The sequence below is a fragment of the Rhodococcus sp. 66b genome (assembly GCF_002076325.1).
GTDB lineage: Bacteria > Actinomycetota > Actinomycetes > Mycobacteriales > Mycobacteriaceae > Rhodococcus_F > Rhodococcus_F erythropolis.
On sequence record NZ_MUZB01000002.1, the window covers coordinates 519,291 to 539,111 of the forward strand.

The following is a 19,821-nucleotide window of genomic DNA, read 5'->3' on the forward strand; positions in this document are numbered from 1 at the left end:
CATTTTTGCTACTGGGCTCGTCTGTCAGGGCTCTTCGCGATCGCGATACCGAACTCGCGGCGGCGGATACGCCGGAAGATCGACTCCGGGTGGGCGGCGACGAGGGGGCAGCGGCGGCGATACGTCGTCACCCGAAGCGAAGAAGGGCTCCATCCGCTCCTCACGCCTGGGCGACGGACTGGGCTCGGGCGCCCGGCGGCGACCGTACGACGGGTAGTCGTCGTCTGCTGTCGGTCTGCTGTCCGGCTGAGGGCGACGCGTAGGCGGTTGGTGCGTGCGATCGACCCTGGGTGGCAGTGGGCTTCTCCGGGGCGGCAGCGGGCGATCGTCTTCGATCGGTTCGCGCCGGGGAGCGCTTCGGTAAGCGGACTGTTCGTCCACCTCGGGGGCGCGGCGACGCGGGGGCCCGGGGACGGGCGCGTCCGAGACTCTGCGGCGACGCCCGGTCTCGGGTGCGGATTGTTCTCGCGTGGCAGCCGCAGAGGAGTCTCGAGTGGCGGTCGCCGAGCGGCGGGAGCGGGTCGAGCGCGCAGGCCCGGTGGGACGCTGATTGAGCAGGAAGTAGCGGAAACCGCCGATTATCAGCACGACGACGGTTGCGGCCAACATGATCGGAAAGCGGTTGACCAACGGGTACGCGATGTTGATCGCGATGTCGCGCAGTGCGGTGCTGTTGTCCTTGCCGATGAGCGTGTGCCCGATCGGCACCGCAGCGAAGAGCAGCAACGGAGGTTGGGCCATCGCGGTGAAAAGAGCTTTGTTCGAAGCAGCAACCACAGCGAAGAGACAGCCCAGGAAGTAGAACGTCGAGAACACCGCGGTGAGCTCGCCGCCGCCTCCGGTTGCATCGATCAGTACGCCGACGGCGGTGACACCGGCAGCAAGCAGGATCACTCCCCACCAGGGCAGGCCGGGGACGGTCACGATGAGCGATCGCTTGTCCAGCGGTACCCCGGAGCGAGCACGTTGGGTTGCAGACACATAACGACATTAGCGGTTCTTGCGTTGTCGGCCGTGTTTGTGCGGGTCGTGGCTGGCGCATTTATCGGCGCGATGGCGCGATGGTTTCGGGTTCTTCGCCAAACGAACCGGACGGATTGTGTGCAGGGTCACCGGACGTTCGTGGGTTGGGGCACACCGTCGAAGCCGTCAGCGTGGGAGATCGGCAGTGTCGGTGGGCTGCTCTACCGTCGGATTCATGAAGATTCTGCACACCTCCGATTGGCACATAGGTCGCACGTTTCACGGCGTCGATCTGTTGGCCGATCAGGCGAGTGTGCTCGGTTCCATCGCGGATTCCGTCCGCCAACACGGTGTTGACGTCGTGGTCGTGCCCGGTGACATCTACGACCGCTCAATTCCCAGTTCCGACGCGGTCACGGTGTGCAATCGAGGCTTCGAGGCAATCCGGGCGGCCGGAGCGGTCATCGTCGCCACGTCCGGCAACCACGATTCCGCGGTGCGGCTCGGTGCCGGGGCGTCCTTTGCAGCTGCCGGCGGATTGCATTTGATCACCCGAGTCGGCCAGATCGCTACTCCGGTGATGCTCAGTGATCAATTCGGACCTGTCGCGTTTTACGGGATTCCGTATCTCGAGCCGGAGATCACGCGCGTCGAGTTGGACGTGCCCCGGGCTCGTACTCATTCCGACATCCTCGGTGCGGCAATGTCGCGTGTTCGGCGAGACCTCGCCGAACGAACAGCTACCGATCCGTCGACTCGGTCGGTACTGCTCGCGCATGCCTTTGTCGTGGGCGGTGAGGCGTCTGAATCGGAACGCTCCATTTCGGTCGGCGGAGTGGAGACTGTCGCAGTGGGCGAGTTTGCCGGTGTCGACTACGTTGCGCTGGGGCATCTGCATTCGCCCCAGATGCTCTCGGAGAGCGTCCGCTACTCAGGTTCACCGTTGCCGTATTCGTTCGGTGAGCGCAGCCACCGCAAGGCTGCGCTTTTGATCGAACTCGACGCAGCCGGTCTGTCGTCGGTGCAGCGCCTCGATCTTCCGGTGATTCGAGGGCTGAGCCAGGTGACGGGAACTCTCGAGGAACTTCTCACCGAGTCGAAGTACGCCGATTCCGAGCAGTGCTACGTCTCCGCTTTGCTCACTGATCCGGTTCGTCCCGTCGATGCCATGAGGCAGCTCCAGGCACGTTTCCCCTTTGCCGTTCATCTCGAATGGCAAAGGCCGGAAGGACAATCGGATCTCAAGTATCGCGACGCGGTGCGGGGTCGAACCGACATGGAGATCGCCCGTGGCTTTGTCTCGGCCGTGCGTAGTGACCCGTCCGAGCGAGAGGTCACGTTGATGGCCGAAGCGCTCAGCGCTGCCGCGCGCGCCGAGGAGTCCACGGTAGAACTGAGTGAAACCGCGTGAGGCTTCACAAACTCGAAGTCAGCTCTTTCGGGCCCTTTGCCGACACCGTCGAGGTCGACTTCGACCGATTGGGTGCAGACGGGCTGTTCCTTCTGCACGGCGACACCGGTGCAGGCAAGACCACGATCCTCGACGCGGTTTCCTTTGCCCTGTACGGGCGGGTTCCGGGTGCGCGCAACGAGGGCAAACGGCTACTGTCCGATCATGCGCCTGCCGGTTCGGTGCCGCGCGTGGAACTCGAAGCGACCATCAGTGGTCGCAGAATCAAACTTGTTCGTAGTCCAGAGTATTCGCGCCCGAAGAAGCGTGGCACCGGTTCGATCACAGAGAATGCAAAGGCCACACTGACGTGGTTGGACGGCCGCGGCGAAAACCTTTCGCGCATCCCTGACATCGGTGACGAAATCAACCGCCTCATGGGCATGAGCGCTGATCAGTTCTTCCAGGTGGTGCTCTTGCCGCAGGGTGAGTTCGCCAAATTCTTGCGTGCCGAGAGCGACGAGCGAGGCAAACTGCTCGAGCGTCTGTTCGACACCAAGCGATTTGTCTCCGTCGAGGCATGGTTCGACGCCAAACGAAAGGCAAGTGCGACCGCGCTCGCGGCCAGGGAGCAATCCGTACGACTGCTGCTCGCGAAGGTCGAGACAGCTGCGGGACTCGAGGTGGGCGCCGAGGCACACCCACTGGAATGGTCGCGCAAACTCCTCGCCGAGGCTCAGGACACCCGCGATGCAAGTCTCGCGGAGCTGGTGACCGCGAAAGATGCAGCAGCCGAGGCTAATCGGGTTCTGTCGGCGGCGCAGCGAACCGCAGATCTGGTAGCTCGCCGTAATCGTGCGACCGCTGAACTCGCAGCATTCAATACGGGCGCCTCCCAAAGAGCTGTGATCGGCGCCGAACTCGAGACCGCCAAGCGTGCACTACCGGTGGCCGCTGTCGCCGGCGATGTGGACGCTGCCGGCTTGCATCTCGCTGCCGCACTCGAATCGATGACCACAGCGATGTCGACCTACTCCGCACTCGACGGTCCGGAGATTTTTGTGCCGGAGGTGTGGCCACCCACCGACGATGAGCGTCAACGCGTCGTAGCTCGGATCCGGACCTGGCGTGACGAGATCGTTCGCCTGGACGCAATGGCGGAGGACGCTCGACGAGCCGATGCGGCAGAAGCCGAGATCGAGAAACTCGGAGTTCGGCGAGACTCCCTGTCCGAGCGCATCGATGCCATCGCGGTTGAACGCACACAACTGCCAGAACTGGTGCGCTCGGCCGGCCAACGACTGGAGGATGCGCAACGCGCTCACGCGGCTTTGCCTGGCCTCGAGGCTGCACTCGTAAAAGCGTCGGATGCCGCGACAGCGGCCCATGAAATCGTTTCTCTGCGTGCACAAGCCGAGAAGATTCGTGTGCAGGTGTTGGATGCGCGCGACGCCCATCAGAGTGCTCGCGGGCGCTGGCTCGACCTCGTGCAAAAGCGTATCGAGGGCATGGCGGCGGAGTTGGCGAGTTCACTCGCGCCCGGTGACCCATGCCAGGTGTGTGGTTCGCGTGAACACCCTGCGCTGGCTCAGTCGGATGTCGTCACGGTCACCGAACCCGATCTGGAAGCCGCGTCAGCGGCCGAGCGTGCGGCCGAGAAAGCCCTCAGCAAGGTGGCCGATCGCCAGGTAACCGTCGAACGTGACATCGACCGGGTGATCGCGCGCGGCGGAGACGGCGATTCCGAAGAACTCGACAGGCTCCGCGCCGAGGCACGGAACGCCGTCGACGAGGCGACACACTCTGCCGGTCAGGTTGGAGTGCTGGCACAAAAACTTGCGCAACTCAATGGGCGTGACACCGAACTACAACAGGAATCCGCTTCTCTGACAGCCGAATTGGCGGCACTTGCCGAGCGTAGGACGACTCTGTCAGCGACGGTCGAGCAGATTCGAGCGGCGATCGTTGCTGCGGTGGGAGAAGATTCGACCATCGCTGCTCGGCGCTCACGGTTCGAAGGCCTTGCCTCCGCTGCCACGGCGGCGTCCGAAATGCGCGACGACGCCGTTCGTGCGCAGGCCCGATCGGCGGAACTGTCGGCCAAACTGGCCGCTGCGGCGGCCGCTGCCGGATTCGATTCGGTCGAGGCTGCGATCGGAGGGGTGAGAGCGCCTGCCCGAATCGCGGCGATCGAAACGGAACTCGCCAAGGCGCGTGACCTCGAGGTTGCCGCCCGGACTGTCCTCGACGACCCCGAGGTTGTTGCGGTGGGTGAAGTCGAGACCGTCGACGTGGACGGCCCTCGCGGCCTCGCGCTTCAGTGCGCCGAGGTGGTGAACTCCGCTGTTGCGGCCGCTTCCCTGGCCGAGAACCGTGTGTCGGATCTCGAACGGTTCAGCGGACAACTCGAGAAGGCCTACGAGGCGGTTGCACCTGAGCGTGAACTGCACGACGAACTCGCTGCCCTCGCAGACGTGATCGCCGGCAAAGGTCAGAACAGTCGCAAGATGTCGCTGAGAGCGTATGTGCTCGCTTCGCGGTTGGAAGAGATCGCCGTGTCGGCATCGGTTCGGCTGCAGCGGATGTCCGGGGGACGGTACGAGTTCGTGCACAGTGACGAGGCAGGATCTCGGGGTCGCCGCGGCGGTCTGGGACTCGACATCCGGGACGACTTCACGGGCGTCGTTCGCTCGGCGAAGACGCTCTCGGGCGGTGAATCGTTCTTGGCGTCATTGTCTTTGGCGCTCGGACTCGCCGATGTGGTTGCGGCGGAGTCCGGCGGAATCGTTCTCGACACGATGTTCATCGACGAAGGATTCGGCACCCTCGACGCCGACACCCTCGACTCGGTGATGGCTGTGTTGGACGAGCTTCGCGACGGAGGACGAGTGGTGGGCATCGTCAGTCACGTGGACGAGATGAGGCAGCGAATCCCGAGTCGCCTGCACGTCATTCGCGGACGTGCAGGCTCCTCGGTGAAGGTGATCGCGGGCTGATCAGGCCTTTTTGTTCTCTACCTCTGACTCGGCGTCGTCGTCTTGATCTTCGAGGATGTCCGAGGCATCGCCGGCGGGCATCGGCTCGTTGTCGCTTGCGCGTTCGTCGATCTGCTCTCCGATGTAGCGGATGACAACTGCTGCCACCGCGGCGACGGGCACTGCGAGGAAGGCGCCGACGATGCCGTACAGCGAGCTACCGGCGGCCACGGCAAGCAGCACGATGACGGCGTGGAGTTTCATCGACTTGCTCTGCAGCACAGGCTGAAGGACGTTTCCTTCGATCTGCTGAACGGCCAGGATGATGATCAGCACGATGATGGCGGTGGTGAGGCCGTTTGCCACCAGCGCAACCAACACGGCCAGGGCGCCGGCGACAAACGCACCGACGATCGGGATGAATCCACCGATGAACGTCAGAATTGCCAGCACCGGTGCCAGCGGGACCCCGAGTATCAGCAGTCCGGCGCCGATGAAGACCGCGTCGATCAGGCTCACCAGTGCTTGAGTCCTGATGAATCCGCCGAGCGTGTCCCACATGCGGGTGAGGACCTCTTCGAGATGCCGACCGGCGCGGCCGCCGCCGACAGCGTGCAGCCAGGGGATGAACCTCGGTCCGTCCTTGATGAAGAAGAAGGCGAGAATCAGGACCAAACCGAGCGTGACCAACAACGAGCTCGCCGTGCTCACACCGCTGAAAACGCCTGAAGCGATGGCGGTTCCACTTTCCTGCACCTTCGTGATGACGGCATGGACTGCGTTGTCGATCTGGTCGTCCTTCAGATTCAGTGGCGGACCCTGGAGCCAGTCCTGAACCTGATTGATGCCCTCGGTGGTCTTGTTCGCGAGCTCGGGGGCCTGGCTGACCACTGACGGAACGATGCCTGCGATCACACCGGCCAAGATTCCGATCGAGAGGACCAGGGTGATGCCGGCTGCCGCGGCCGGTGGCATACCGCGCTTGATCATTCCGCGGGTCGGCGGCCACATGACTGTCGCAACGACGATAGCCAGAGCCACCGGCAGGATGATGACCCAGAGCTTTTCGATCAGCCAACCGAAAATCCAGGCGCCCAGCGAAATCGACGCCAACACCAACGACCACTTTGCGAGCCACATACCCCCTTGCCCGATGATCTCGCCGCGGTCGCGCTTTCGCACCCCTGCGGACGTCCCCTTGTCTTGCTCGCTCACTGATCGTCCTTTCCGTCGGCGCAGGGATCTCCTCGCCGATGTGAGAATCCGGTGATCTAGCTGAGCTGATCGTAACGACTGCATGCGATAACTCGTGTGTTGCGCTTCAATACTGTGTTTTGAAGCATGCCAGGCGGACTAACATTTCCGTCATGAGAATCGCAGCAGCAGTCGGGGCAGCAGCAATCGTCGTTCTCGGGCTCACCGCGTGTAGCACCGAGGATCAGGACAACGCGCAGAACAAGATCAGCGAGGCAGTCACGAGCGGGCAACAGGCGCTCGAGACGGCGAAGCAGTCAGCGGGCAACGCCATCGACCAGGGCAAGACGGCGTTGTTCGTCGCCACCTTCCGTGGGGCTTACGCACCATTGGCGGAGAACCGCGACGACGCAGACATCGAGGAGATCTTGACGACCACGTGCACCGAGGTCGCCAACGGCACGGACGAGGCGGAGGTCAAGTCCAAGATCACCGACCTGGCCGAGAACAACGGCAACAAACCCACCGACGAGCAGGCCGGCCACATTTACGAACTCGCGAAGGCCACCTGCCCCTGACCGGATTCAGCAGCAGCGGGCGCCCGGGTTGGCGTCGGCTGCTGCATGCCGGCGGCGCCAGAACTCTCGTTCGCTGATCACCGGTGAGTCGGCGTGGTGGCGTCGGGTGTGCTCGACGTAGCGCTGATAGTCGAGATCACCCATCACCGAGCGAACCCACCACAGCGTTCCGCGGAACGCTGTGGTGAGTTTTGCCGTCATGGTCATGGTCAGTGCCCACCTCCGTGCGCGGCGCCGGGTGCCCGGACTTTCCCGGCTTTGATGAGCTCGTCCCATTCCTTCTGGATTTCCTTCTCCGCGGGCGTCGGAATGAAGCTTGCGGGACCGAAGATCTTCGACGGTTCCTCCGGGGACTCGGTGGTCGGCAGCCCGCCCGCTCGGATTGCCTTGGCACATACGATGATCCCGGCGATGACCACGACAATCACCAGTGACGCGAAGATGATCGAGAGCGTGCCCTGAATGAAGGTGTTGCGAATGACGGCATCGATGGCCTCCGGAGTCTTCGCAGAACCGTGCGCCGTCTCACCTGCGGCCTTCGCATCCTTGAACACGTTGTGCTGAGCCCAGTAACCGATGGCGGGGTTGTCGGAGAAGATCTTCTGGTACGACGCGGTCATGGTCACGACCAGGTCCCACACCAATGGCACGCCGGGGATCCAGGCCCATTTGAACAGGCCCTTCTTCATGACGATCGTCATGACCACCGTCAGTGCGATCGCGGCCAGAAGTTGGTTGGCGATGCCGAAGAGCGGGAAGAGCGTGTTGATTCCGCCGAGTGGATCGGTGACACCCATGAGCAGGATCGCGCCCCACGCAGCGACCACGATCAGCGAGCACAGCCACGCGCCGATGCGCCACGACGGGTCCTTGAACTTCTTTGCCGGACCGCCGAAGTTGCCGAGCGAGTCCGAGAGCATGAATCGAGCGACGCGAGTGCCGGCATCGATCGTGGTGAGGATGAAGAGAGCCTCGAACATGATCGCGAAGTGGTACCAGAACGATTTCAGCGAGTCACCGCCGAAGACGTCGCTGAGCACTTCGGACATGCCGAACGCGAGGGTCGGGGCGCCGCCGGTTCTCGAGATGATCGATTCTTCCCCGACGGCCTCGGCTGCCTGAGTCAGCACGTCCGGTGTGATGGGGGCGGTACCGAGGGGCAGATTGTTGACGTATTCGGCTGCGGTTTCCGGTGTTCCACCGGTCAGCGCCGCGGGAGCGTTGAGTGCGAAGTACAGGTGCTGATCGAGGATGCAGGCGGTGACCAGAGCCATGATCGCGACAAACGATTCGGTCAGCATGCCGCCGTACCCGATCATCTTGGTCTGGCTTTCCTTCTCGAGCAGCTTCGGCGTCGTGCCGGACGCGATCAGCGCGTGGAAGCCCGAGAGTGCGCCACAAGCAATGGTGATGAACAGAAACGGGAACAGTGAACCGGCAAAGGCCGGGCCTTCGCCGTTGGAGGCGAACGGCGTCACTGCAGGCATGTTCAGCGCGGGTCGTGCGACCAGAATTCCGATGGCCAGCAGCGCGATGGTGCCGACCTTCATGAACGTCGACAAGTAGTCGCGCGGTGCCAGGAGCAGCCAGACGGGCAGCACCGAAGCGGCGAATCCGTACGCGATCATCAGCCACGCAATGGTGACCTTCGAGAGTGTGAACCAGTCTGCGCCCCAACCGGTATCGGCTACCCAACCACCGGAGACGATGGCCAGGAGAAGCAGGACGACGCCGATCAGGGAGACTTCGGAAACCTTGCCCGGCCGCAGATACCGCAGGTACACGCCCATGAACAGGGCGATGGGGATGGTCATCGCGATCGAGAACACACCCCACGGGGACTCGGCGAGCGCATTGACGACCACAAGTCCGAGCACCGCGATGAGGATGATCATGATGACGAACACGCCGATCAATGCGGCGACGCCGCCGACGAGGCCGAGTTCTTCGCGGGCCATCTGACCGAGGCTGCGCCCGCGGCGCTTCGACGAGATCCACAGGACCATGAAGTCCTGCACCGCCCCGGCGAACACCACGCCGACGATGATCCAGATCGTTCCCGGAAGATATCCCATCTGCGCCGCCAGGACGGGTCCGACCAGGGGACCGGCACCGGCGATTGCCGCGAAGTGGTGACCGAACAGCACCCGACGGTCGGTCGGCATGTAGTCGGCGCCGTTCTCCATGATCTCGGCGGGAGTTGCGACGTCGTCGCGGGGCTTGACGATCTTGCGTTCGATCAACCGCGCATAGAAGCGGTAGGCGATCAGATAGGTACAGATTGCGGCCAACACGAACCACACGGCGCTGATGTGTTCACCGCGGACGATCGCAATCATGTACCAGGAGCCCGCGCCGACCAGTCCGAGAACGAGGAAGACGACGCGCGCAGTGGTGGAAATGGGTGTTTTGTCGATGACGCCGACAGGTGGCAGGTCAGGATCGGTTTTCAGGTACTCGACATTTGGTTCCGGCGCAGTCGTCAAGCTCATCGTCGAACTCCGTCCACTAGTGCAGTGTGGCCGCCGTCACAGCGGGCCATCTGTCACTGTAGGACCAGACGGGTGAATCCGCGCGATCTGTGGCGCGGGAGTCGACCGGCGTCAGAATCGGTGAGCGTCGGCGTCGATCCAATCGGTGAGCCAGCTCTGCGGCGGGGAGTCGAGCAGTTCGCCCGGCATCAGCCAGTCGAACAGGTCGGCATAGGTACGCGTGGTGAGACCGTCGACGCGGCGGTTGAGCATTCCCGGTTGCAGTTGGTCGAACGAATCGATGCCCATTGACGCGATCATCTGTTGTGCGCTGGCGACAGTTGCCTTCTGGAAGCGGTAGACGCGCTCGCTCTTGTCGGGGATGTCGAGTGCGCGGGTGCGTGCCGGATCCTGAGTGGCAACGCCGACCGGGCAGCGGTTTGTGTGGCACATCTGGGCCTGAATGCAGCCCACTGCGAACATCATTGCGCGGGCAGCCATCGTGAAGTCTGCGCCTTGGATGATGCGTTTGACGATGTCGGAACCGCTCGCCACCTTTCCGGACGCGCCGACTTTCACGAGAGCGCGCAGACCGGTTCCCACCAAGGCGTTGTGCACGAGCATCAGGCCTTCGGTCAACGGCATGCCCATGTGGTCCTCGAATTCCACCGGACCAGCGCCGGTGCCGCCTTCGGAACCGTCGACGATGATGAAGTCCGGCGTGATGCCGCGTTCGATCATCGCCTTGCAGATTCCAAGGAATTCACGACGCGAGCCGACGCACAGTTTCATCCCGACTGGCTTGCCGCCCGACAGTTTTCGCAGGGTCGCGATGAAATCGACCAGTTCGACCGGGGTGCTGAACGCGGTGTGCGCGGGTGGCGAAATCACGGTCTGGCCGACGGGTACCCCGCGGGTTTCGGCGATCTCGGGGGAGACCTTGACTCCGGGAAGCACGCCACCCAACCCGGGTTTCGCACCTTGCGAGAGCTTGATCGAAATGGCCTTCACCTGATCGAGGCCGGCACGCTCGGCAAAACGGTCAGGATCGAATCGGCCGTCCTCGGTTCGGCATCCGAAATATCCCGAGGCGATTTCCCAGATCAGATCGCCGCCGTGTTTGCGGTGATACGGACTGATCGCGCCTTCGCCGGTGTCGTGGGCGAAGCCGCCTTTGGCGGCGCCGGCGTTGAGGGCCTCGATTGCGTTGGCGGACAACGACCCAAAGCTCATCGCGGAGACGTTCAAGAGAGCGATGTCGTACGGCTTCGTGCAATCGCGTCCGCCGAGGCGAACTCGCGGAACGGTGTCGGGGGCGGTCCGTGCGCGAATCGAATGCGTCATGAACTCGTAGCCGATCGCATTGACGTCGCGCTCGGTCCCGAAGGGCTCTTCCGCCAGTGTTCCCTTTGCCCGCTCGTAAACCAGATCTCGCGTTTCGCGATCGAATGGCATTCCATCGGTGGATGATTCGACGAAGTACTGCTGGATCTCCGGTCGAATCTTCTCGAGGAGGAATCGTGCGTGCCCCAGGACCGGATAGTTACGGAGGATGCTGTGGGACTTCTGAGTGAGGTCGTAGGTGCCCATCGCCGCCAGCGCGAGAGTGACGACAGCGATCACCCACCATCCGGGCGAGGCGACAATTGCGAGCGCGGCGGTGCCGAGACCCACTATCCATATCAAGAGCACGATCAGCATCCGAGTCACCTCGAGAGCGTAGGCGCCCACTGTGACACGGCAGCGGTAAGTCTCCACTAGGTTCTGCGATAGAGAACCGAATCCGACTCTTTGGGGGAATGATGACCGAACCGCAATATCCGACCGACCCGCAGGATCCGAAGGAGCAGCAGTATCCGGCGGGCCAGCAGTATTCAGCCGGTCAGCAATATTCAGCCGGCCAGGAGTATCCGGCGGGCCAGCAGTACCCGACCGACCCGCAGTACTCAGCCGGACAGCAGTATCCGACCGGTCAGCAGTACAGCGCGACCCAGCAGTACAGCGCCGCACCCACGTACGCGGCGCCCCAGTACGGTCCGCCGAAGTCCAACGCGGGATGGGCCGTCGCGTCGATCCTGTTCTTCTGGCCTATCGCATTCGCCGCGTTCAACCATCTCCACGACATCTACCCGAAGTGGGCGATGGGCGATCACCAGGGCGCGCAGTACGCGTCCGAGCGCGTGAAGAAGCTCGGGCAGATCTCGCTCCTCATAGCCGTCATCTGCTGGGTGCTGTTCATCGCGTTCTACGTCATCTTCCTGGTTGCGATCGTGTCGTCCGTCGATTCGTATACCTACAACTGATCACCTGCCGCGACGTGACGGTGGGGCGAGTACCCGTCACGTCGCCGCGAGGCCGTAGAATCCACAGACCGTGAGCCTTACCCTCGGAATCGTCGGACTGCCCAACGTCGGCAAGTCCACCCTTTTCAATGCACTGACCAACAACGACGTGTTGGCAGCGAACTACCCGTTCGCGACCATCGAACCCAACGTCGGCCTGGTCGAGCTGCCCGATCCGCGGCTGCAGAAGCTCGCCGAGATCTTCGGCTCCGAGCGCATCCTCCCCGCGACCGTGTCGTTCGTCGACATCGCGGGAATCGTGAAGGGCGCGTCCGAGGGCGCAGGCCTTGGCAACAAGTTCCTGGCCAACATCCGTGAAGCGGACGCCATCTGCCAGGTAGTTCGCGTCTTCGCCGACGACGACGTCATCCACGTCGACGGCAAGGTCGACCCGGCCTCCGATATCGAAGTCATCGAGACCGAGCTCGTGATCGCCGACATGCAGACCTTGGAGAAGGCTCTCCCGCGTCTGGACAAGGAAGCTCGCAAGAACAAGGAGCTCAAGCCGGCCCACGACGAGGCACTCAAGGCCCAGGCCTTCCTCAACGAGGGCACGACGCTGTTCAGCGTCAAGGACAAGCTCGACTTCTCGCTGCTGCGTGAACTGAGCCTGCTCACCACCAAGCCCTTCCTGTACGTCTTCAACGCCGACGAGTCTGTGCTCACCGACGCAGCGAAGGTTGCGGAATTGCGCGCATCCGTCGCACCGGCCGACGCTGTGTTCCTCGACGCGAAAGTCGAGCAGGAACTCCTCGAGCTCGACGAGGAAGACCGCCAGGAAATGCTCGACTCGATCGGTCAGACCGAGCCGGGCCTGCACGCTCTCGCGCGCACCGGCTTCCACACCCTCGGACTGCAGACCTACCTCACGGCTGGTCCGAAGGAAGCTCGCGCCTGGACGATCCACAAGGGTGACACCGCGCCTCAGGCTGCCGGCGTCATTCACACCGACTTCGAGCGCGGCTTCATCAAGGCTGAAATCGTGTCCTTCGACGACCTCGTCGAGGCGGGTTCCATGGCCGCAGCCAAGGCTGCCGGCAAGGTTCGCATGGAGGGCAAGGAATACGTCATGGCCGACGGCGATGTGGTGGAGTTCCGCTTCAACGTGTAAGGGTGCAGGTCAACGCCCTATTTTGCGCTCTCGGTACGCAGAGGGTACGCAGTAGATTCCGTAGAGGATTTGAATAGGGCGTCGGCCGCCTTGCGTGTTTTGTCGTCAGCGTCTGGCCACAGGTGGCTGTACGTGCTCAACGTGACCGTTGCTGAGCTATGCCCGAGGGCGCGTTGCACGGTTACCACATCGCACCCTGCTGCGATTAGCCCGGACGCGTAGAAGTGCCGCAGGTGATGCAAATGAAGGTGCTCAGCACCGATACCCTTGCGTGCAGCTCGCCATCGATACCCGACAGAGTTCTGATGCCACGGGTGCTCACCTTCCCCTGGGAATAGCCAGCGAGTCGGGTCCTCGCTGTCGCGCAGCCAGTGCGCAATATGAAGTGACAACAGCTTGAGCGTCCGGGACGGGGATGGTTCGTTCACTCCCATACTTCGGTGCCCGGATCTCGACGGCGTGACCGTTCGCCCGTTGCACCTGCCGCTCGACATTGATCTCCCGGCGCAGGAAGTCGATATCGCCAACCTGTAGTGCCGCGGCCTCGCCGAGGCGTAGGCCGGCAAAGGCGCACAGCCCCACGAAAGCATCGAACTCGATACCCGCTTCGGTGATGAGTGCGCCGACTTGTTGTGTCGTGGGGATGACCATTGCCGCGTCGGCGCGCCGGCGCCGGGGGAGTGTGATCCGCTCGGATGGATCTTCGCCAAGCACCTTGTCGCGCTTCGCAGCTCGCAATACTGACCGGACATTGTTGAACCTGGTCTTGATGGTGCCGGGTGCAAGCGGCTTGTCTTGCATTGCCTTGACCCATGTTTCGAGGTGCGACGGGCGCAGGTCTGCCATCGCTACTGTCGAGAATGTGACGCTGCCGGCGGCAAGGTTCATCGCCCGTACTGTGCCAGGTACCCACACCTGACGAGATGACCATTCTTTGTAGAAGCTGGCGAACGTAATCTTGCCCTGCACCGGGTCGATGTAGTTCCCCGTGACCTGGCTTGAGACGACGTCATTGAGCCAGTTTTGGGCGTCTGCCTTACGCTCAAAACTCAGTGATTTCTCACGGCTATCGTCATCGACATATCTTGCACGCCAGCGCTTTCCGGTTCCATGCCGCTTTGACTTGATCTTGGTCTTCTTGCCGTCAACCTTGGCGGTCATCCACCATAGATCCTCGACGCCATTACGTCGGTTACGCTTCGGTCGCATTTTCGTCCATTCCGTGGCGGAGATAATCGATCAGTCCTAGGTAGTACACGATTTCTTCGGGGGCATCCTCATCTTCGATGCCAAGGCTTTCAGCCGTCTGAAACTTCGCCCATGCGTTCGCTTTTGAGGCCACCTCGTCAGCAATCAGATCGTGAAATATGTTCATAAACGGGACTTCGAGGTAGCCGCCGAAGCCAAGGCGCGCGAGTGTCTCAAGGTCGGCCACCTCGTCTTCGGAAAGTCTCCGATTCAATCCCGAGGCCATCGCCAGACGCCCCGCAGCCCCTGCCGCTGCTTCGATGCGATCAATATCGCGGCCTAGTTCACTAACCCTTACTTCTGCCTGAATTCGTTCTCGCCGCATGTTCGTCTCGACAAAATTGAGCTGTCTAGCAGCAAGTTCCGTGGGTGAGTCATTTCCGCCAGGGAGAAGATCCCGGACTGATATTCCGAAAATTCTCGCAAGGGCATACAACTCCACCACTGAGGTTGGCCTCGACCCTCGCTCCATTCGACCTCGATGGGATTGCCGAAACTGTGACGATCGTCGAAGCGAAAGTCGGAAAGGATGCCGCTGATCACGTGACAGCCGGTCACGGTGTTGACGAGTTCGTTCCGGTGGAGACCGCCAACAGCGAAGACCCCGATGACGGATTCTGGAATGAGCGGCCGGTATTGACGCATATCCGGGACTTTGCGCGAGCACGTCGAGCCGGTCCATGGTCGACGCTCGGCGTTGTACTCGCCCGTGCGATAGCTTCTAATGAACCCAACGTGATGCTTCCTCCCACAGTGGGAGGTGTTGTATCGATGAATTTCTTTCTCGCCGCGGTAGGGGCGTCGGGTGCGGGTAAGGGTGCATCGGACGGGGCAGGGTTTACAGCTGTCGAATTTACCGACTTCGCAGGCCGCAAAATTGAGATTGATCAGCCGAATATCGGCAGTGGCGAAGGACTCGCTCGTGCATTTCGGGCACCCGATTCAGGTGACCGTGAAATATGTACGCGTACAAGAGCACTGATCGGCGTCTCGGAAATCGACACATTGGGGGCTCTCGCAGGTAGGAAGGGCGCAACCTTGATGGCTGAGCTACGCAAGGCCTACATGGGTGAGTCGATCGGATTCAACAATGCGTCGAAGGCCACGACGTCAGCAGTCGGGGCGCACTGCTACCGACTTTGTCTCACTGTTGGCGTGCAACCAGCGAACGCCGCCACGCTGCTCGATGACGCGGGTGGTGGAACCCCGCAGAGGTTCGTGTGGCTGCCTGTAATCGACCCATACGCACCTGACGTACGACCTTCTGAACCTGCACCGTGGGTGGTCAAGTTTCCGCGATGGGAGACTACCCAACAGCTTGTCGTTATTCCAGATAGAGCTCGCCAGGAGATCGACTCTTACCGATTGAAAGTACTTCGCGGGAACGCCGAGAATCCACTGGACGGGCATGCGATGCTCTGCCGACTCAAGGTCGCTGCCGCGTTGATGATTCTTGATGGCCGCAGTGTCATGAACGATGATGACTGGCGATTGGCTGGCCAAGTGATGGTTGTTTCGAGTCGCACCCGGGTTGACATTGAGGATGAACTGACCGAACGGAACCGACAATGGCGCACGGCCAAAGCAGTCGCTCGGGGTGAGGACGAGGATACAACGGCGGCCACCCGGGTCGACAAGCGGACCGAGCGCATCGCCAAGAGCATCGCGCGCCACCTGAAAAAGGGTGAGATGACTCGAGGTCCGTTGCGCAAATGCCTCAGTTCTGCGGACCGCGACTACTTCGAGTCGGCAGTCGTTTGCTTAGTGGAGGGGGGAATAGTTGCGGTGCAATCCGATGGAGACAAAGAGTTGTACTCCCTTTGCTGACGGGGTGGGGTGGAAGCCTCCACCTTGATTTCTACCTCGATATATGCAGGTCAGTGCCCAAATCCTGGGGTGGAAGGTGGGGTGGAGATGTCCACCCCACACTTCGCAACTACCTTCACGCGGACCTGATGATTGCAGCAGGGCGAATTTCAATGCCGCAGTCTCACTTGTCGAGCATTGCCGAAATTAGGTGGTAATCGCGGTGGTAATGGGAATCTTAAGTTGGGTAGCAATCGGGGTGTACAGATCGATACCCTGTTCCTGCGTTTTTAGTGAAACCACCAGAGAATAGCGAACTGGTAGATCTAATCGGTCCTTCCGGCTATTGCTCTTCCACCACCCGCCTACCGGGTAAACAGCGATTGAGTCACACGCAGACAGTGCCTGCCCAGATCCCTCCCAAATGTCCTGATGTAGGGAACCAAGGTTCCGCTGGTCGCGCCCTACCAGCCAGCGCTCGGAACCACTCGAAGGTGGACGCGTGCCACCTTCGTCCTTTGCTGCCTCGCGGTTGATTCGAGCAATGAACTGCTTCCGATCTTCAATCGGATTTTGTAGCTCAAACCGCAAGCCGTGCGAAGCATAGGAGTATCGCTGCCTCCATCCACGCTTGGATGCTGAAGGCTCTACGAAGTACGACAGGGTGACCTTGAGAGTCACATCCCCGTCTGCAATGGAACTGAGAGATTCGGCAGGCCAAGGAAGTTCGTGGAGACGGAATTGTCGCATTTTGTAGTCCGCCCCTTCGAATGGGACGAACTGATCTTGCACAACCAATGTGACGGCCTGCTGCGACGAGTGCAGGACAGCATCTTCAGTTGGAACGCCCCATCCATAGCGACGTAAGAGCCTGAGCTGATCCTTCTTTTTGCCATTAGCGGCGTCAATTTCTGCTCTCATCGCTGGAGTCCACTTAGCGGCATGAACTAGTAACGCGCGAACGCTCTCGGGCCAGTACTCCGGATAGTGGCTCATTACCAGGGCAGCCAGTCGCGATGCTTGGGATGTCGCTGCGCTCGTAGCGTTCGCGGAGGTTAACGCAGAATCGTTGTCCATTCCTGTCGTGCGTAGCGAGAGCATCGGGAGTCGGTCCTCGAACGTGCGGTCACCGTCGGTAAGGACGTTCCCACCCTCCATGCAGATATCAGGCTTGATTGGCCACTTCGGACCAAAAAGCAGGGACGTGCGACTGTGCGGTGAAAGCTGCCCATTGTCAGCGACCGTGTGCCAGTCTTTGTACTGAGGATGCGTAGGAAGATCTGTTAGCGCAGTGTGCGCACTGACTGTAAGCGCATTCCACGCCTGCGCAGGATCCTCGATCACGGCGGTGTCGGATTCGGCAAGATGATCGTGTTGGTAGCTTCCTACGTTTCCCGCGGAGACAACGATCAATCGAGTTGCAGTGGGGTCGGGTTTCGATAAGACCGTCAGTTCATCACCTACACGGACGACATCTGCGCCAACGGCGAGCGCGTCAATGGATGCGGACCAGAGAGTGGGTTCACCTGGTCGGTCTGGACTTGTGGAGATTGGTAGACAGAAGACCCGCGGTCGCTGGATTGTTGCCTCCGGCAAAGCCACGGCTTGAATAGTGGTGGTGCCGAAATCCTTCGGGTCCGTGACGGGCTCGTTTCGTCCCGGCAGCATCCGAACGGATTCCAGTCGATGAAGGAGTTGAACATCTCCCACGCTCTCCAGCAGTCCGTCCAGCGGACCGTAGAGCGCTAAACCTGCCATTGATGTGCCATGGCCGGAGACGTCGAATCCTGACGTACCAATCGCATCGTGTAAGTCTGACTCCGCGAGTGATCCAGCCAGCAGGACATGAGTGCGCGCAACGCCTGTATCGAGATGGCACACAGCGGGAGCATTTTCAGCTGCCGGAAGCACACGAATGACCAAGTCCTGGATGTACTCGTCTTGCTCGTCGCTTGTAAGGTCTTCGATGGTGTCGATGAATTCGGGCTTACGAACTTCAGCCAAGGGGACACTCGTGAACGGCAAGAACCCCAGTTCCGTCCAATCCCCTTCGACCCAGGTAACTATTCGATCATTAAATCGCAGCACACGATCGAGCATGCGCATCTGATAATTCTCGGCGAATGCTCGGAGCGACTCAACCGCATTGTCCGCGGGATCGAGCCAAAGTTCCCACCAATGCCTTCCGCGCTTAGGTGGTTCACCTGCGGATTGCCAGAGGTCATCTAGAACAGCACCCCGGATACGCGAAATATTCGCGACCAAAGTGCGATTGGACGGGTTACCCTGTGGAGTTTCCCAGTTCTCCGGGTTTCCACGTGTAATACGTTTGTTGAGATAGTCCTCAAATAACTTCAAAAATGCTGGACGGTAGGCGTCTGCCACCCAAACAACAGCACGTTCCGGCTCAATCTCGGTAGCTGGCTGAACGGACAGCAACAGCCACATGGGTACTCTACTTTTGTCTCGCGATTGCTTCTGCAGTTTGTCGACCGTAAGTGGATAGGACGATTCAGCACCTTCAAGCGTAACGACAGTCCCTAACGCGCGTAGCTCCGCCGCGGACACACTCACGGTCGCGCGCTGCTTATCGGCGCTTGCAAAAACGTCGACTGCTTGACGCTTCAGGATGCGAGCATCTGCACGATGTTCGACTGGGCGGATTTTCGCATTGCCCTGACTAGACCTTCGGAATTCTTCGTCGCAAACGTGGTCGACAACAAGAAGGTGTGTCAGTGCGCTTACCGGATCAATCAAAGCTGGCCGCCTGTCGGGCATGAAGGGATACGATCAAATCTTCCGCAGTGACTTGCGTTTCGCCACGCATCAGCACTGACTTTGCTGCCGATTCAGCGGCCTTCACCAGATCGGCATGGCTTAACTGGCCAGTGTGCTTGGAGACTGTCAGCCATCTAACCCCCTTGCCCAACGATCCGAGTCGCCGGCGTATTACCGCAACAGCGTGCACAGGATCCGGAAGCGCATACGTGAGGACTGCATCAAACCGGCGAAAGAGAGCCTTATCCAGAATCCTTCGATGGTTTGTGGCAGCTACCACGATGCTGTCAGGACCGGAATTCTCCAAAAACACCAAAAACGAGTTCAAGATACGGCGCGCTTCACCCACATCGTTACCGCTGCGGTGGGCGCCAAGGGCATCGAATTCATCGAACAAATAAACGCCGCGACGATCAGCTACGCCATCAAATACAACCCTAAGTTTCGACGCGGTCTCACCCATAAATTTACTCATCAGTACATCAAGCCTGATCGTGAAAAGCGGGAGGGCTAGTTCATGAGCTAAGACTGCGGCGGTCATGGTTTTTCCGGTCCCAGGAGGTCCCTCTAGAAGAATTCGATGCACTGGCGCAAATCCGTGTTTAAGCAGAGCCTTCCGTTGCCTTTGTTCTGCAAGGATCTGTTCCAACCGTTCTTCCATTTCGTCAGTCACCACAAGATCGCGGAGTGAGACTTCAGGATGATCGACGGTTACGAGCTCCGCCAAATCGCCGCGTGGCTGCGCAAGCTTCGTAACATTACGGCGTGGAGTAGCTTCCCGGGAGGCCTCCACGGCTTTCTTGATGTCATCGGCGAGCAGCCGATGGCCCTGCCGAGCTTCGTGAGCTGCAATCTGCATGGCAACTGCGTAAAACAACGAGTCGTCACCTGATCCGTGGCTCCGGACCAGGGCAGTGACGTGTTCGCCAAGCCCCGCCATGGTCCCTCCCTTCGAATTTTGTTAC

At 60.9% G+C, this 19,821-nt stretch carries 16 protein-coding genes; 6 read left to right on the forward strand and 10 right to left on the reverse strand.

Annotated elements, in window-relative coordinates; translation table 11 throughout:
• Positions 1 to 24: 24 nt before the first annotated feature.
• Entirely contained in the window at positions 25 to 981 is a 957-nt protein-coding gene (locus B0E55_RS05450; RefSeq protein WP_080909225.1) for a DUF6542 domain-containing protein, read from the reverse strand.
• 217 nt (positions 982 to 1,198) lie between these two features.
• On the opposite strand from B0E55_RS05450, the gene B0E55_RS05455 reads away from it, so the two are divergent.
• Positions 1,199 to 2,374 carry an exonuclease SbcCD subunit D gene (locus B0E55_RS05455; RefSeq protein WP_080909267.1) on the forward strand — a complete coding sequence of 392 codons (1,176 nt, stop codon included), beginning with the start codon at positions 1,199 to 1,201 and terminating at the stop codon, positions 2,372 to 2,374.
• Positions 2,371 to 5,349: an AAA family ATPase gene (locus B0E55_RS05460; RefSeq protein WP_080909226.1), complete on the forward strand. Its 2,979-nt coding sequence runs from the start codon at positions 2,371 to 2,373 to the stop codon at positions 5,347 to 5,349. The genes B0E55_RS05455 and B0E55_RS05460 overlap by 4 nt, the downstream gene beginning before the upstream one ends.
• On the opposite strand, the gene B0E55_RS05465 is transcribed toward B0E55_RS05460, so the two are convergent.
• Positions 5,350 to 6,543 (reverse strand): AI-2E family transporter, encoded by a 1,194-nt coding sequence (locus tag B0E55_RS05465; protein WP_003945249.1) that lies wholly within the window; start codon positions 6,541 to 6,543, stop codon positions 5,350 to 5,352. It lies immediately after the preceding gene.
• A gap of 152 nt (positions 6,544 to 6,695) precedes the next feature.
• Between B0E55_RS05465 and B0E55_RS05470 the strand changes: the two genes are divergently transcribed.
• Positions 6,696 to 7,100: a hypothetical protein gene (locus tag B0E55_RS05470; RefSeq protein WP_019744573.1), complete on the forward strand. Its 405-nt coding sequence runs from the start codon at positions 6,696 to 6,698 to the stop codon at positions 7,098 to 7,100.
• Between the two features lie 6 nt (positions 7,101 to 7,106).
• Here the strand turns inward: B0E55_RS05470 and B0E55_RS05475 are convergent, their stop codons facing one another.
• The 3 genes from B0E55_RS05475 to B0E55_RS05485 form a co-directional block, all read right to left on the reverse strand.
• Positions 7,107 to 7,307 carry a YbdD/YjiX family protein gene (locus tag B0E55_RS05475; RefSeq protein WP_019744572.1) on the reverse strand — a complete coding sequence of 67 codons (201 nt, stop codon included), beginning with the start codon at positions 7,305 to 7,307 and terminating at the stop codon, positions 7,107 to 7,109.
• Positions 7,308 to 7,309: 2 nt separating this feature from the next.
• Positions 7,310 to 9,592 (reverse strand): carbon starvation CstA family protein, encoded by a 2,283-nt coding sequence (locus B0E55_RS05480; protein WP_019744571.1) that lies wholly within the window; start codon positions 9,590 to 9,592, stop codon positions 7,310 to 7,312.
• A 111-nt stretch (positions 9,593 to 9,703) separates the two neighbouring features.
• On the reverse strand, positions 9,704 to 11,281 hold the full coding sequence (locus B0E55_RS05485) for an FMN-binding glutamate synthase family protein (protein ID WP_024487321.1): 1,578 nt from the start codon (positions 11,279 to 11,281) through the stop codon (positions 9,704 to 9,706).
• Between the two features lie 89 nt (positions 11,282 to 11,370).
• Between B0E55_RS05485 and B0E55_RS05490 the strand changes: the two genes are divergently transcribed.
• Positions 11,371 to 11,874: a CD225/dispanin family protein gene (locus B0E55_RS05490; RefSeq protein WP_080909227.1), complete on the forward strand. Its 504-nt coding sequence runs from the start codon at positions 11,371 to 11,373 to the stop codon at positions 11,872 to 11,874.
• A gap of 70 nt (positions 11,875 to 11,944) precedes the next feature.
• Positions 11,945 to 13,024 carry a redox-regulated ATPase YchF gene (ychF, locus tag B0E55_RS05495; RefSeq protein ID WP_019744568.1) on the forward strand — a complete coding sequence of 360 codons (1,080 nt, stop codon included), beginning with the start codon at positions 11,945 to 11,947 and terminating at the stop codon, positions 13,022 to 13,024.
• A 17-nt stretch (positions 13,025 to 13,041) separates the two neighbouring features.
• Here the strand turns inward: ychF and B0E55_RS31855 are convergent, their stop codons facing one another.
• From B0E55_RS31855 to B0E55_RS05505, 3 genes are read right to left on the reverse strand one after another with little or no spacing between them, the layout of a single operon-like run.
• Complete coding sequence (locus B0E55_RS31855; protein WP_241896011.1) at positions 13,042 to 13,458, reverse strand: tyrosine-type recombinase/integrase; 417 nt, start codon at positions 13,456 to 13,458, stop codon at positions 13,042 to 13,044.
• The gene (locus B0E55_RS05500; protein ID WP_198538391.1) at positions 13,343 to 14,185 is read right to left on the reverse strand and encodes a tyrosine-type recombinase/integrase; all 843 of its coding nucleotides are present in this window, start codon (positions 14,183 to 14,185) and stop codon (positions 13,343 to 13,345) included. Before B0E55_RS05500 ends, B0E55_RS31855 begins: the two co-directional genes overlap by 116 nt.
• Before the next feature lie 31 nt (positions 14,186 to 14,216).
• The gene (locus B0E55_RS05505) at positions 14,217 to 14,717 is read right to left on the reverse strand and encodes a hypothetical protein (RefSeq protein ID WP_080909228.1); all 501 of its coding nucleotides are present in this window, start codon (positions 14,715 to 14,717) and stop codon (positions 14,217 to 14,219) included.
• A gap of 53 nt (positions 14,718 to 14,770) precedes the next feature.
• Between B0E55_RS05505 and B0E55_RS05510 the strand changes: the two genes are divergently transcribed.
• Positions 14,771 to 16,099: a hypothetical protein gene (locus tag B0E55_RS05510; protein ID WP_241896012.1), complete on the forward strand. Its 1,329-nt coding sequence runs from the start codon at positions 14,771 to 14,773 to the stop codon at positions 16,097 to 16,099.
• Positions 16,100 to 16,285: 186 nt separating this feature from the next.
• Here B0E55_RS05510 and B0E55_RS05515 read toward each other — a convergent pair whose 3' ends face one another.
• On the reverse strand, positions 16,286 to 18,835 hold the full coding sequence (locus tag B0E55_RS05515) for a S8 family peptidase (RefSeq protein WP_241896013.1): 2,550 nt from the start codon (positions 18,833 to 18,835) through the stop codon (positions 16,286 to 16,288).
• The gene (locus B0E55_RS05520) at positions 18,828 to 19,796 is read right to left on the reverse strand and encodes an AAA family ATPase (protein ID WP_080909230.1); all 969 of its coding nucleotides are present in this window, start codon (positions 19,794 to 19,796) and stop codon (positions 18,828 to 18,830) included. Before B0E55_RS05520 ends, B0E55_RS05515 begins: the two co-directional genes overlap by 8 nt.
• Between the last annotated feature and the right edge of the window lie 25 nt (positions 19,797 to 19,821).